Below are 14,155 nucleotides of genomic sequence, written 5' to 3'. Positions count from 1 at the left end.
CTAGAGACTGAACAGCACGCCATCCGGCGGCGCGTCGTCGATCACGACGCGCCCGCCGTCGAGGCGCGCCCGTCCGCCCGCGACGAGGGCGAGCGCCGCCGGATAGAGCCGGCGCTCCTGCACGATGACCCGCGCGGCGAGGCTGTCGGGGTCGTCGCCCTGCCGCACCGGCACCGCCGCCTGGGCGACGATGGGGCCGGCATCGAGTTCCGGCACCACGAAATGCACCGTGCAGCCGTGCAGCCGCACTCCGGCGGCCAGGGCCTGCGCATGGGTGTGCGTGCCCTTGAACAGCGGCAGCAGGGACGGGTGGATGTTGATCATCCGGCCCGCCCAGCCCTCCACGAACCCGTCCGTCAGGATCCGCATGAAGCCGGCGAGGCAGACCAACTCGGTGCCTGCTTCCCGCAAAGCCGCGTCGATGGTCGCGTCGAAGCTCGCCCGGTCGGGATAGGCCCGGTGATCGATGACCTTCGTCGGAATGCCGAGGGCGGCGGCACGGGCCAAGCCCTCGGCTTTCGGATCGTTCGCCAGGACGAGGACGATCTCCGCCGGGAAGGCCGGATCGCGGGCCGCCTCGGCGAGCGCGACCATGTTCGAACCGCGCCCCGAAATGAGAACCGCGACGCGGAGCTTCTTCACCGCCGCCGTCACAGGGCGAGCGTGCCCGTGAAGGTCACGGGCTCGGCGGCGCGCGGCGTGATCCGCCCGAGGCGAACCGGGGCCTCACCGGCCTCGGTGAGGGCCTTCGTCACCGCGTCCTCGGAAGCGGCGTCGGCGACTACGACCATGCCGATTCCGCAATTGAACGTGCGGAGCATCTCGGCCTGCGCGACGCCACCCTCGCGGGCGAGCCAGCCGAAGACCGGCGGCGGGGTGAGCGCGTCGAGATCGACCTCGATGCCGATGGCGTCGGGCAGCACGCGGGGCAGGTTGTCGGGGAAGCCGCCGCCTGTGATGTGGGCGAGGGCCTTGATGCCGTCCGTCGCGCGCAGCGCCGCAAGCAGGGGCTTCACGTAGATCTTCGTCGGCTCCAGCAGCGCCTCGCCGAGGCTGCGCGAGGGATCGAACGGCGCGGGCGCGTCCCAGCCGAGGCCGGTGCGGGCCACGATCCGGCGAACGAGCGAATAGCCGTTCGAATGCACGCCCGAGGAGGGCAGGCCGAGCACCACGTCACCCGGGGCGATGCCGGGCTTCGGCAGAAGCGTGCCGCGCTCGGCGGCGCCCACGGAGAAGCCGGCGAGGTCGTAATCGGAGCCGTCGTAGAGGCCCGGCATTTCGGCAGTCTCGCCGCCGATCAGCGCGCAGCCCGCCTGCCGGCACCCCTCGGCGATGCCGCGCACGATGTCGGCGCCGACACCTGGCACGAGCTTGCCCGTGGCGTAATAGTCGAGGAAGAACAGCGGCTCGGCGCCCTGCACGATCAGGTCGTTCACGCACATCGCCACGAGGTCGATGCCGATCGTGTCGTGCTTACCCGTCTCGATGGCGATCTTGACCTTCGTGCCGACGCCGTCGTTGGCCGCGACAAGGATCGGATCGCGAAAACCCGCCGCCTTCAGGTCAAACAGGCCGCCGAAGCCGCCGATCTCCGCATCCGCGCCCGGCCGCCGGGTCGAGCGAACCAGAGGCTTGATCGTCTCCACCATGGCATTGCCGGCGTCGATATCGACGCCCGCCTGCGCGTAGGTGAGGCCTTTCCCGTCCGCCGTCATGCCAGCGCCATCCCGAACTGATTGCGGCACCGCCTTAGCGGGTCAGGCGCCATCGCGCGAGTCGGTCTTGACCTGAGGGGGCCGACTGCCGACCCTTGGGCCACATGGCAAACGACGCTCCGCCCCGGCAACTCACCTTCGACCTGCCCTTCGATCCCCGCTACGGCCGCGAGGATTTCCTGGTGGGCGATGCCAACGAAGCCGCCTACGGGCTGATCGAGGCGTGGCCCAACTGGCCCGACCGGGTGCTGGTGCTCATCGGCCCGGCGGGGAGCGGCAAGAGCCACCTCGCGGCGATCTGGGCCGAACGCGCCCATGCTTGGACCGTGACCGCCACAGCGGTGACGCATGACCGGGTGCAGCACCTCGCCTCGAACGGCGCCCTCGTGGTCGAGGACATCGACCGGCCGGAGGGCCGCGACGAGGCCTCCCTTTTCCACCTGCTGAACCTCGCCCGCGAGCGGGGGAGCCCGGTGCTGCTCACCAGCGCGAAGCCCATCGACGCGCTCGGCCTCGCCACCGCCGACCTGCGCTCGCGCCTGCGGCTCGCGCCCGGCGCGGCCATCGAGGCACCCGACGACGCTTTGCTGCGGGCCGTCCTTGTGAAGCTGTTCGTGGACCGCCAATTGATCGTGGACCTCGGGGTGATCGAGGCGGTGGCCCTCCGCATCGACCGCTCCCTCGGACGGGCGCGGGACGTGGTGGCCGAACTCGACCGCGACGCCCTCGGACGTGGGCGTCGGATCAGCCGGCCGCTGGCCGTTGCGGTGCTGCGGCGGATGGGGCTCGATGAGAGTTCGGGGGATGCCGAGCCCTGAATTGGCACTGTCATCGAACTGTCGTGACGGCGGCGATGGTCGGGTGGTAAGGGGCGCCGAACGAAGACGACACGGGAAAGCGGGACCAGCCGATGGAATCGACGCCCAAGCCCCTCGACCGCAAGGATAAAGGGGATCAGGCGGAAGGATCGGCCGCTCCGGCGGCCCGGCCTCCGGCCGCACGGCGCCCGGCTGCGCCCCGCCGCACCATGGGCACCCCACCCGCGAAGGGCTCGACGCCGGAGTCCGACGCCAACGAGGAATGGCCCACCTCCCCGGCAACGCCTGAGCCCGCCGCCCCCGTCACCGGCCCCGCGCGCGATCCCGTGGTCGAAGCCGGGCGCAGCCTGCGCCATGCGCCGGAGCGGTTCGTCAACCGCGAGCTCTCCTGGCTGCAGTTCAACCGGCGGGTGCTGGAAGAGGCGTCGAACACCAATCATCCGCTGCTGGAACAGCTTCGCTTCTTGTCGATCTCGGCCAACAATCTGGACGAGTTCTTCATGGTGCGCGTCGCCGGCCTGCACGATCAGGTGCGGGCGGGGATCACCATGCCCTCGCAGGACGGGTTGAGCCCGTCCGAGCAATTGTCGCGGATCGGCGCCGAGGTTTCGAGCCTCGCCGCCGACCAGCAGACGCGCTGGCGCGAATTGCGCGCGATGCTCCACGATGCCGAGATTGACCTCGTGGAGCCCGCCGACCTGACGGGCGATCAGTCGGCGTGGCTGGAAGAGTACTTTCTCACCTACGTCTTCCCGGTGCTGACGCCGCTTGCCATCGATCCGGCGCACCCGTTCCCGTTCATCCCGAACCTCGGCACGACGCTCGCGCTGATGCTGGTGCGCCCCCGCGACGGGCGGGTGCTGCGGGCGCTGATCCGCATGCCGGGCCTGCTCGACCGGTTCGTGCGGCTGCCGGCCTCGGAGGGCGATTCCCAGGCTCGCTTCATCGCCATCGAGCAGGTGATCGTGATGTTCACCGGCCGGCTCTTCCCCGGCTACCTCGTGAAGGGGCAGGGGGCGTTCCGGGTGGTGCGCGATTCCGACCTCGAAATCGAGGAAGAGGCGGAAGACCTCGTCCTGCACTTCGAATCGGCCCTCAAGCAGCGCCGCCGGGGCGTGGTGATCCGCATCGAGGTCGAAGCGGGCATGTCGGAGGAGTTGCGCAACTTCGTCGTGGACGAGTTGGAAATCTCGTCCGACGCCGTCTTCCTCGTGGACGGGATGCTTGCCCTCAACGAACTCTCGCAGATCGTCGGGATCGACCGGCCGGACCTGAAGTTCAAGCCCTACACGCCGCGCTTCCCGGAGCGGATCCGCGAGAGCGGCGGCGATGTCTTCGCCGCGATCCGGCAGAAGGACTTCATCGTCCACCACCCCTACGAGTCGTTCGATTCGGTGGTGCAGTTCCTCGCCCAGGCGGCGCGGGACCCGAACGTCGTCGCGATCAAGCAGACGCTCTACCGCACCTCCTCGAACTCCCCCATCGTCGCGGCGCTGGCCGAGGCGGCCGAACTCGGCAAGTCGGTGACGGCCCTTGTTGAGTTGAAGGCCCGCTTCGATGAGGAGGCGAACATCCGTTGGGCGCGCAACCTCGAGAAGGCGGGCGCGCAGGTCGTGTTCGGCTTCGTCGAGTTGAAGACCCACGCCAAGCTGTCGATGGTGGTCCGCCGGGAGGGCGACCGCCTCGTCACCTACTGCCATGTCGGAACGGGCAATTATCACCCGATCACGGCCCGGGTTTACACCGACCTGTCGTTCTTCACCGCCGACCCGGCCATCGCCCGGGATGTGAGCCGGATCTTCAACTTCATCACCGGTTATGCCGAACCCGCCGAACTGGAGCGAATGGGCGTCTCGCCGCTCACCCTCAAGAATCGCCTGCTTGAACACATCGAGGCGGAGGTCGCGCACGCCAAGGCCGGGCGCCCGGCGGCGATCTGGATCAAGTGCAACTCCCTCGTGGATCAGCAGATCATCGACGCGCTCTACGACGCTTCGGCGGCCGGGGTGCAGATCGATTGCGTGGTGCGCGGCATCTGCTGCCTGCGGCCGGGCATTCCCGGCCTGTCGGAGACGATCCGGGTCAAGTCCATCGTCGGGCGCTTCCTGGAGCACGGGCGCATCTACGCCTTCGGCAACGGCGTGGGGCTGCCGCACCCGAAGGCCATCGTCTACATCTCGTCGGCGGATCTGATGAGCCGCAACCTCGACCGCCGCGTGGAGGCCCTGCTGCCGATCACCAACCCGACGGTGCACCAGCAGGTGCTGGACCAGATCATGCTGGCTAACCTCCTCGACAACAGGCAAAGCTGGCGTGTACTGGCCTCGGGTGGCTGCGAGCGGATCCAACCGTCGGACGGTGAGGAACCCTTCAACGCGCACAAATACTTCATGACCAACCCGAGTCTGTCGGGGCGCGGGAAATCCTCGAAGAAGTCGAGCCCGCGGGCGCTCAGCCGCCGGGCCCGCGTCACGCAGAACGACTAGGACCGCACCGCTTGGCAAGTCCCAGCGCCATCCTCGCCCCTGCCGAGTTTGCTCAGGGGGCCGTCCGTGACCGGAACCGTCCGGTCGCCATCATCGATATCGGCTCCAATTCGGTGAGGCTCGTCGCCTATGACGGGCTCGGCCGGGCGCCGACCCCGATGTACAACGAGAAGGTGTTGTGCGGCCTCGGCCGGAATGTGTTCACCACGGGCCGGCTGAACGACGAGGCGGTGGCGCGGGCGCTGGCTGCGCTGAGCCGTTTTCGCGTCCTGTGCAGGACGATGCGGGTGTCGCAGGTGTTCGTGCTGGCGACCGCCGCCGCCCGCGACGCGCAGAACGGGCCGGATTTTCTGCGTGCCGCCGAGGAGGCGTGCGGCGAGGAAATCCGCCTCCTCTCGGGCCGCCGTGAGGCCGAACTCTCGGCGCTCGGCGTCGTCTCGGGCTTCCACGCGCCGGACGGCGTCGTCGGCGACATGGGCGGCGGCTCCCTCGAATTGGTGGACGTGCGCGGCACGGTGGTCGGCCAGGGCGTGACGATGCCCCTCGGCGGCCTCACCTTGCAGGACCTTTCCGGCGGCTCGATCAAGAAGGCCGGCAAGCTCGTCCGCGAGCATATGCGCAAGGCGGCGCCGCAACTGGAGATCCTGAGGGGACGGACCTTCTACGCGGTCGGCGGCACGTGGCGGGCCATCGCCCGGTTGCATCAGGCCTCGCGCGGCTATCCCGTCCACGTGATGCACGGCTACACCGTCGATCCCACGGACGAGCTGAGCTTCCTGCAGATCGTGGAGCAGACCGACGCCTCGCAATTGCAGGACGTCGAGTCGGTGTCCGAGGCGCGGCGTCCGCTCCTGGCCTATGGCGCGCTGGTCCTCGAAGAGATCATCCGCGTCGGGCGACCGCGCGCCGTGGCGATCTCGGCCTCCGGCGTGCGTGAGGGGCTGCTGTTCGAGCAGCTCGACCGCGACACGCGGCTGGTCGATCCGCTCCTTGCCTCGGCGTCGGAGTTCAACGCCCTGCGGGCGCGGGCGCCGGGCCATGGCGAGGAACTGATCGCCTGGACGGACCGGTTCGTAGCCGATCTCGACGGGCCGGAGACGGCCGACGAGCGCCGTCTGCGCCACGCCGCGTGTCTCCTGGCCGATGTCGGCTGGCGGGCGCACCCGGATTACCGGGGCGAGCAATCCATCGCGGTGATCCAGAACGCCGCCTTCGTGGGCGTGGACCATCCCGGCCGGGCCTATCTCAGCCTCGCGGTGTCCCTGCGCCATACCGGCGTCGGGCCGGAGAAGGCCAATCAGGTCCTGCGGGCGCTGGCCGGGCCGCGCCTGTTCGACCGGGCTCGCCTGCTCGGCGCGCTGCTGCGGGTCGCCTTCCCGGTCTCGGCGGGGATGGACGGCGCCCTGCCTCGGGCGCCGCTGGGGGTCGAGGAGGGCCGCGTGACCCTGCGCCTCCCGGCCGAATGGAAGGATCTCGGCGGAGACCGCCTGCTCAACCGCGTTCGGGGCCTCGCCCGCCTCATCGGGTGCGACGGGCGGGTCGTGGTGGGCTGAGCGCGGTTCAGCCTTCCGCCGCCTCGCGGAAGTAGGGCTCGACCTTGCCCTTCAGTTTCACGGTCATCGGGTTGCCCGCGCGGTCCAGCGTCTTGCCGGCGGAGAGGCGCACCCAGCCCTCGCTGACGCAATACTCTTCCACGTTGTTCTTCTCGGCGCCGTTGAAGCGCACGCCGATGCCGCGCTCGAGAAGCGCCTCGTCGTAGAAGGGGCTGTTCGGGTTCGCCGCCAGGCGGTCGGGGGGCGTCTCGCTCATCGCCTTGGTCCGGCTTCCATCTCATGCGCCGCGCGGGGTGCGGGCGCGGCCCCGCCGTTACGGGATTCCACCGGCCCGCGCAACGCGGCGAGCAGGGCGGCGATGTCCGTGCTCTGCAGCAGCGGCACGAGGCGACTCACCTCGTCCTTCGGCCTGTCCCACCAGGCCGACGCCACCAGCGCCTCGGCCACCTCCGCCGGGAAACGGTGGCGGACCACGCGCGCCGGGTTGCCGGCCACCACCGCGTAGGGGGGCACGTCGCGGGTCACGACGGCGCGGGCCGCGACTACCGCCCCGTGCCCCACCGTGACGCCCGACAGGATCATGCAGCCGGAGCCGAGCCAGACGTCGTGGCCGATCACCACGTCGCCACGCGAGGCGTGATAATCCTCAGGCGCGTGTGCGTCCGCGAAGTGCCCCCGCATCGCGGCAAAAGGATAGGTGGACGCCCAATCGAGGCGGTGATCGCCCCCCAGAAGGATCTCCACCCGGTCGGCGATGGAACAATAGCGGCCAATCGTCAGCTTCCGGCCGCTTTCAGGGAAGCGGACCTTGGGCTTGCCGTAGGAATAGGCACCGATGGAGAATCCGTAGCGCCCCGCCATTCGGGCGAGGTGCAGCCGGGTTTCGTTCAGCGGGTTGCGCCCCCTGCGCAGGCGTTGCAACAGACCCATCAGCGCACGTTCCCGCCCGGCCGGCGGGGCCGGCACGGCGTAGGGCGAGCAGGAGGGCTATTGATGGCCGACAACATGTCCGAGGACCTCAAGACAGGGGCGCTCGTCTACCATCGGCTGCCGCAGCCCGGAAAGCTCGAGATCCAGGCGACGAAGCCGCTGGGCAACCAGCGTGACCTCGCGCTGGCCTATTCCCCCGGCGTCGCCGCCGCCTGCATGGCGATCCACGACGACCCGCAGGAGGCCGCGACCCTCACCATCCGCCAGAACCTCGTCGCGGTGCTCTCGAACGGCACGGCCGTGCTGGGCCTCGGCGATATCGGCCCGCTGGCCTCGAAGCCGGTGATGGAGGGCAAGGCCGTCCTCTTCAAGAAGTTCGCCGGCATCGACGTGTTCGACATCGAGGTGAACCAGAAGGACGTCTCCAAGCTTGTGGACGTCGTCTGCGCCCTGGAGCCGACCTTCGGCGGCATCAACCTCGAAGACATCAAGGCGCCAGAATGCTTCGAGGTCGAGGAGCAATGCCGGGCGCGGATGAACATCCCGGTCTTCCACGACGACCAGCACGGCACGGCAATCATCGTCGCGGCAGCGGTGCTGAACGGGCTCGAACTCGCCGGCAAGAGCCTTGAGGACGTCCGCATCGTGACCTCGGGCGCGGGCGCGGCGGCGCTCGCTTGCCTGAATCTGCTCGTGTCGCTGGGCGCCCGGGTCGAGAACATCACGGTCACGGACATCAAGGGCGTGGTCTACAAGGGCCGCCCGGAACTGATGGACCGCTGGAAGGACATCTACGCGCAGGAGACCGAGAAGCGGACCCTCGCGGAGGTGATCCCCGGCGCCGACGTGTTCATCGGCCTCTCGGCGGGCGGCGTGCTCAAGCCGGAATACCTGCGCGAGATGGCCGAGAAGCCGCTCATTATGGCGCTCGCCAACCCCTACCCGGAGATCATGCCCGATCTCGCCGAGAAGGAGCGGCCGGACGCGATGATCTGCACCGGCCGGTCGGACTTCCCGAACCAGGTCAACAACGTCCTCTGCTTCCCCTACATCTTCCGGGGCGCCCTCGATGTCGGCGCGCACAAGATCAACGAGGAGATGAAGAAGGCCGCCGTGAAGGCCATCGCCGGCCTCGCGCATGAGACCACCTCCGACGTGGTGGCCCGCGCCTATGGCGGCGAAGTCCGGCCCTTCGGCCCGAAATCGCTGATCCCGAGCCCGTTCGATCCGCGCCTGATCCTGCGCATCGCCCCCGCCGTCGCGCAGGCGGCGATGGATTCGGGCGTCGCGGGGCGCCCACTGGAGGACATCCAAGCCTACACCGACAGCCTGGACCGGTTCGTCCACCGCTCCGGCCTCATCATGAAGCCGCTCTTCTCCAAGGCGAAGGAGAACCCGAAGCGGGTGATCTACGCCGAGGGCGAGGACGAGCGCGTGCTGCGCGCCGTGCAGGCCATCGTGGAGGACAGGGTCGCCCTGCCGATCCTCGTCGGCCGCCCGCGGGTGGTGGAGACGCGGCTGAAGCGCTTCGGCCTGTCGATCAAGCTCGGGCGCGACTTCGAGCTGATCGATCCCGAGGACGATCCCCGCTACCGCTCCTTCGTCCAGACCTATCTGGACATCGCCGGCCGCAAGGGCATCACCCCCGACGCCGCCCGCACGCTGGTGCGCACCAACAGCACGATCATCGGCGCCGTCGCCGTGCGCCGGGGCGAGGCCGACGCCCTGATCTGCGGTCTCGAAGGCCGGTTCGAGACGCGCCTGCGGATCATCCGCGACGTGATCGGCCTGCAGCCGGGCATCAAGCAGCTCGCGGCGATGAGCCTGATCATCACCAACGAGGGTCCGTACTTCCTGACGGACACCCATGTCCGCCAGAACCCGACCGCGGAGGAGATCGCGGAGATCGCCATGGCGAGCGCCGGCCATGTGGCCCGCTTCGGCATCACGCCAAAGATCGCGCTGCTCAGCCATTCCGATTTCGGCCAGTCCGATTCGGCCTCGGCGATGAAGATGCGCGAAGCGCTGGCGCTGATCGAGGAGCGCGACCCGAGCCTGCAGGTCGATGGCGAGATGCAGGCGGATTCGGCCCTGTCCGAAACGGTGCGTGACCGGGTCCTGCCGGGCTCGCGGCTCAAGGGCGCGGCCAACGTGCTGGTGTTCCCGAACCTCGACGCGGCCAACATCGCGTTCCAGTTCGCCAAGGTGCTGGCCGATGCCCTGCCGGTCGGCCCGCTGCTGATCGGCCCGGCCAAGCCTGCCCACATCCTCACGCCGTCGGTGACGGCGCGCGGCATCGTCAACGTCACGGCGGCGGCGGTGGTGGAAGCTCAGTCGGTCGATGAGACGCCGCGTGAAGGCGGCGAGGGCGGCGCCGCGATGAGCTCGGACTGACCTAGCGACGGGCCAGCGCGGCTGCGAAGTCGCGCTGCGCCCCCCGCACCAGGGCGGCGACCTGATCGGCCGAGTGCGGGCCGTCGATGACGAGGCTTGTCAGGATATCGGTGCGCCGCTTGCGCTGCTTGGCCGTGCGGGAATGGTTCGACAGCCGCAGATGCCAGGGGCATCCGGGCCTTTGCAGATAAAAGCTGTCGCCGCGCTCGTTCCGCGCGGCGACCACGAACCCCTCGGCCGACAGCAGCCGGGCGGCGAGGTCGAGGGCGGCGAGCGGGGGCAGGACCGCGCTCACGGCCCCGCAGGCTCAATGGTGCCGAGGCTTCGGCGGCCTAGTGCGCGGGCCTTCAGGGCGAGGGCAGGGCGCTCGACGGCGTACCAGGAGAGGGCCGCCACCGGCACCGTGACAAGGAGCGACGGCAGCAGCAGCGCGAGCCCGGTCTGCGCCGGCCAGAGAGCGTGCAGGGTCTGCTGCACCGGCCAGCCGTAGAGGTAGATCCCGTAAGAGAAGTCGGCCGGCGGGTCGAAAAGCCGGAAGGCCAGCGGCCCCAGTGCCAGCCAGATCGCGGCGTAGGCGCTCCCGAGAAACAGCAGGGCCGGATAGACGGGCGTCCGCGCCAGCACGAACAGGGCGACGCTCAGGCACAGCATCGCCGGGGCGGCGAGGCGCAGCGTGTCCCGCCAGAGATAGAGGCAGGCCCCGGCCGCGAAGATCATCGGCAGGCGGAACGCCGTCTCGACACCCTTCGCCAGCGCGTCGCCGTGCAAGGCAACTTCCACGGACAGGGCGAGGGCGAGGCCGAAGCAGAGCAGCGTCGCGACCCAGCGGCGTCGCAGCAACCCGCTCAGGCCGGCGAAAAACACGCCGCAGTAGCAGAGCACCTCGTACTTGAGGGTCCAGACCGTGCCGAGGGGCGAGCGGTAGGGGTTGCCCTCGAACACGCCCGGCAGGGCGGCGTTGCTCTTGAAGCTGACGAGGGTGTTGCGCACGAAGGACCACAGCCCCGGATCGCGCAAGTACTCGCCGGCCGGCAGGCGCGTCATCGCCGTGCCGAGAACGAGGGAGACGACGAGCGTCGCCGCGATCAGTCCCGGCAGGATGCGCAGGGTCCGCGCCAGGGCGTAGTCGCGCAGGCCGCGCCGGTCGCAACTCATGGTCACGAGGAACCCGGAGACGGCGAAGAAGCCGTTCACCGCATGCTCGCCGAGGGTATAGCCGGTGGCCTTGGCCAGAGGCTCGTCGGCACCGATGCCGGTGGCGACGCTGTACGCGTGAGACACGACGACGGCGAGCGCCAGGATCAGGCGCAGTCCGGTGAACCCGTTGGGCTTACGGGCCAGCGACTCCGCGATGGTCGGCGCGGCGCTCACGACAGGCCCTCCCGGGCCAGGGCGCCACGGCCCCGCCACGCCGCATAGGCGCCGGCCACCGAGCCTCCGTAGCGCTCGAATCCGGCCCGACGGAAGACCAGAGCCGAGAGGGCGGCCTTGGGCAGATTGACGATCATCGTATTAAGGCTCGGATCCGGCAGGCCGTATTTGCGGCTCACATAGGCCCGCGACCAAGCCTGATGCCAGCGTGACCGGAACACGCGGCCCGGCTCAGGCGCCGAGGATCGCCCCCGCCCGTGGAGCGCGACCGCCCCATGGACATGGACGAGCGCCCGGCCTGAGTCGGCCACCCGGCGGCACAGGTCGTCGTCCTCGTAGAAAAGGAAGATCGCCTCGTCGAAGCCGCCGAGCTCCAGGAACAGGTCGCGCCTCACCATGAAGCAGGCGCCCGACAGGAACGGCGCGCAAGCATCGCCCTCGGGCAGGTCGCGGCGACCTTGCGGGTTCGTGAGATACGGGGCGAGGAGTGAGCGCGGCTGGTAGAAGAAGCGCCCGTCCGGCTCCACGATGCGGGGGGCGAGGAGCCCGGCGTCGGGCCAGTCCCGCGCGGCGGCGAGCAGCGCCGAAGCTGCACCCGGCTTCAACTCCACGTCAGGGTTGATGATCATGACGTGAGCGGCGCCCTCGGCCGACCTGACGCCGATATTGTTGGCCCGGCCGTAGCCTTCGTTGCGCGCGTTGCGCACCACGCGGGCGCCGGCGGCCTTCGCCACCGCGACGGAGCCGTCCCGGCTCGCATTGTCCACGACGATGGCCGAGACACCCTCCCGCGCCAGCGCCGCGAGGCAGGCGGGGAGGGCGTCGGCACTGTCATGGGCGACGACGATGGCGACGAGATCCGCCATCGCGGCCACTCACAGCGCCGTTGGAGACGTCAGGCCTTCTTCTCCGGCAGGTTCAGGCGGATGTGCAGCTCGCGGAGCTGCTTCGCCGTCGCCTCGGAGGGGGCGCCCATCATCAGATCCTCGGCGCGCTGGTTCATCGGGAACAGCACGACCTCGCGGATATTCGGCTCGTTGCAGAGAAGCATGACGATGCGGTCCACACCCGGCGCGATGCCGCCGTGCGGCGGGGCGCCAAGGCGGAGCGCGTTCAGCATGCCGCCGAACTTGGCCTCCAGCACGTCCTTGCCGTAGCCGGCGATGGCGAAGGCCTTCTCCATCACGTCGGGGCGATGGTTCCGGATGGCGCCGGAGGACAGTTCCACGCCGTTGCAGACGATGTCGTACTGGAACGCCTTGATGTCGAGGATCGTCTTGGTGAGTTCGCCAGTCTCGCCATCGGCGGCGAGCTTCTCGACGTCGAACTTCAGGAAGTCCTCCCGCTCGATGTTGGGCATCGAGAACGGATTGTGGGAGAAGTCGACCTTCTTGTCTTCCTCGTTCCACTCGTACATCGGGAAGTCGGTGATCCAGCAGAAGGCATACTGATCCTTGTCGGACAGGTTCAGCTCGTCGCCAATGCGGATGCGCGCCTTGCCGGCGAGCCCGGCGGCCTTGGCCTCGACGCCGGCCGAGAAGAACACCGCGTCGCCCGCCTTCACCTGAGCCTTCTCGGCGATGATCGCCTGGACCGGCGCCGGGATGAACTTGGCGATCGGGCCCTTGCCCACGAGCGTGCCGCCCTCGTCCTCGAACACGACGTAGCCGAGGCCCGGCGCACCTTCGGAGCGGGCCCATTCGTTGAGCTTGTCGAAGAACGAGCGCGGCTGGCCGCCGGCGCCCGGCGCGGGGATCGCACGGACGACGCCGCCCGCCTTGATCGCGCCCTTGAACGCCTTGAACTCCACGTCGTCGCGGGCGAACTCGTTGGTCACGTCGGCGATGAGGAGGGGATTGCGCAGGTCCGGCTTATCGACGCCGTACTTGAGCATCGCGTCGGCATAGGTGATGCGCGGGAACGACTTGGTGACGCGCTTGCCCTCGGCGAACTCCTCGAACACGCCGCGCAGCACAGGCTCGACGGCCTGGAACACGTCCTCCTGCGTGACGAAGCTCATCTCGATATCGAGTTGGTAGAACTCGCCCGGCGAGCGGTCGGCGCGGGCATCCTCGTCGCGGAAGCAGGGCGCGATCTGGAAGTAGCGGTCGAAGCCCGCGATCATCGTCAGCTGCTTGAACTGCTGAGGCGCCTGCGGGAGCGCATAGAACTTGCCGGGGTGGACGCGCGACGGCACGAGGTAGTCGCGTGCGCCTTCCGGCGAGGAAGCCGTCAGGATCGGCGTCTGGAACTCGAAGAACCCGCCCTCGCGCATCCGGCGGCGGAGCGAGTCGATGATCGCGCCGCGCTTCATGATGTTGGCGTGCAGCTTCTCCCGGCGCAGGTCGAGGAAGCGGTACTTGAGGCGCGTCTCCTCCGGGTACTCGACATCGCCGAAGACCGGCAGCGGCAGCTCGCCCGCCGGGCCGAGCACTTCGAGCTCATCGATGTAGACCTCGACCGCGCCGGTCGGCAGTTCCGCGTTCTCGGTGCCGGCGGGGCGGGTGCGCACCCGGCCGTCGATGCGGACCACCCATTCCGAACGAACGGCCTCGGCGGCGGGGAAGGCCTTCGAATCCGAATCCACCACGCACTGCGTCACGCCGTAATGGTCGCGCAGGTCCACGAACAGCACGCCGCCGTGATCGCGGACGCGATGGCACCAGCCGGAGAGGCGGACGGTCTGCCCGACTTCGGACGGGCGCAATGCCCCGCAGGTGTGGGTACGGTAACGGTGCATGGCGGTTTCTTCTCTGGGGAGGCCGGCACCATTCACGCGAGTGCCTTCAAGTCAAGCGCGACGTCGGATGGCCGCCTCCGTGCCTGCCCGCCACCGCCTTGTAGGGAGGGCGCCGGCTCCGTTGACCGACGCAGCCCGGTAACGCGCG

General features: G+C 69.3%; 12 protein-coding genes. 4 read left to right on the top strand and 8 right to left on the bottom strand.

The window, feature by feature from the left end; genetic code table 11:
• Together purN and purM are read right to left on the bottom strand one after the other, a co-directional pair.
• The gene (gene purN, locus AAHF99_RS06430) at positions 1-654 is read right to left on the bottom strand and encodes a phosphoribosylglycinamide formyltransferase (RefSeq protein ID WP_342163244.1); all 654 of its coding nucleotides are present in this window, start codon (positions 652-654) and stop codon (positions 1-3) included.
• On the bottom strand, positions 651-1,715 hold the full coding sequence (gene purM, locus AAHF99_RS06425; RefSeq protein WP_342163243.1) for a phosphoribosylformylglycinamidine cyclo-ligase: 1,065 nt from the start codon (positions 1,713-1,715) through the stop codon (positions 651-653). The genes purN and purM overlap by 4 nt, the downstream gene beginning before the upstream one ends.
• Positions 1,716-1,819: 104 nt before the next feature.
• On the opposite strand from purM, the gene AAHF99_RS06420 reads away from it, so the two are divergent.
• From AAHF99_RS06420 to ppx, 3 genes are all read left to right on the top strand, one after another.
• On the top strand, positions 1,820-2,533 hold the full coding sequence (locus tag AAHF99_RS06420; protein WP_342163242.1) for a P-loop NTPase family protein: 714 nt from the start codon (positions 1,820-1,822) through the stop codon (positions 2,531-2,533).
• 92 nt (positions 2,534-2,625) lie between these two features.
• Entirely contained in the window at positions 2,626-5,019 is a 2,394-nt protein-coding gene (locus AAHF99_RS06415; RefSeq protein WP_342163241.1) for an RNA degradosome polyphosphate kinase, read from the top strand.
• An 11-nt stretch (positions 5,020-5,030) separates the two neighbouring features.
• Positions 5,031-6,572 carry an exopolyphosphatase gene (ppx, locus tag AAHF99_RS06410; RefSeq protein ID WP_412759842.1) on the top strand — a complete coding sequence of 514 codons (1,542 nt, stop codon included), beginning with the start codon at positions 5,031-5,033 and terminating at the stop codon, positions 6,570-6,572.
• 7 nt (positions 6,573-6,579) lie between these two features.
• On the opposite strand, the gene AAHF99_RS06405 is transcribed toward ppx, so the two are convergent.
• Entirely contained in the window at positions 6,580-6,828 is a 249-nt protein-coding gene (locus tag AAHF99_RS06405) for a DUF3297 family protein (protein ID WP_342163240.1), read from the bottom strand.
• Positions 6,825-7,493, bottom strand: coding sequence for a CatB-related O-acetyltransferase (locus AAHF99_RS06400; protein ID WP_342163450.1), 669 nt, complete (start codon positions 7,491-7,493; stop codon positions 6,825-6,827). Before AAHF99_RS06400 ends, AAHF99_RS06405 begins: the two co-directional genes overlap by 4 nt.
• A 72-nt stretch (positions 7,494-7,565) precedes the next feature.
• Here AAHF99_RS06400 and AAHF99_RS06395 point away from each other — a divergent pair, with 72 nt between their 5' ends.
• Positions 7,566-9,896, top strand: coding sequence for an NADP-dependent malic enzyme (locus AAHF99_RS06395; protein WP_342163239.1), 2,331 nt, complete (start codon positions 7,566-7,568; stop codon positions 9,894-9,896).
• 1 nt (position 9,897) lies between these two features.
• Here AAHF99_RS06395 and AAHF99_RS06390 read toward each other — a convergent pair whose 3' ends face one another.
• Genes AAHF99_RS06390 through aspS form a run of 4 tightly spaced genes read right to left on the bottom strand, consistent with a single transcriptional unit; the run spans position 9,898 to position 14,007 of the window.
• Positions 9,898-10,191, bottom strand: a complete 294-nt coding sequence (locus AAHF99_RS06390; RefSeq protein ID WP_342163238.1) for a hypothetical protein — start codon at positions 10,189-10,191, stop codon at positions 9,898-9,900.
• Complete coding sequence (locus AAHF99_RS06385; RefSeq protein ID WP_342163237.1) at positions 10,188-11,267, bottom strand: acyltransferase family protein; 1,080 nt, start codon at positions 11,265-11,267, stop codon at positions 10,188-10,190. The genes AAHF99_RS06390 and AAHF99_RS06385 overlap by 4 nt, the downstream gene beginning before the upstream one ends.
• Positions 11,264-12,133 carry a glycosyltransferase family 2 protein gene (locus tag AAHF99_RS06380; RefSeq protein WP_342163236.1) on the bottom strand — a complete coding sequence of 290 codons (870 nt, stop codon included), beginning with the start codon at positions 12,131-12,133 and terminating at the stop codon, positions 11,264-11,266. The genes AAHF99_RS06385 and AAHF99_RS06380 overlap by 4 nt, the downstream gene beginning before the upstream one ends.
• Before the next feature lie 29 nt (positions 12,134-12,162).
• The gene (aspS, locus tag AAHF99_RS06375; protein WP_342163235.1) at positions 12,163-14,007 is read right to left on the bottom strand and encodes an aspartate--tRNA ligase; all 1,845 of its coding nucleotides are present in this window, start codon (positions 14,005-14,007) and stop codon (positions 12,163-12,165) included.
• Positions 14,008-14,155 lie beyond the last annotated feature (148 nt).

This window comes from Methylobacterium litchii, assembly GCF_038442315.1.
GTDB lineage: Bacteria > Pseudomonadota > Alphaproteobacteria > Rhizobiales > Beijerinckiaceae > Methylobacterium > Methylobacterium litchii.
This window is presented reverse-complemented; position numbering and strand designations above follow the sequence as displayed.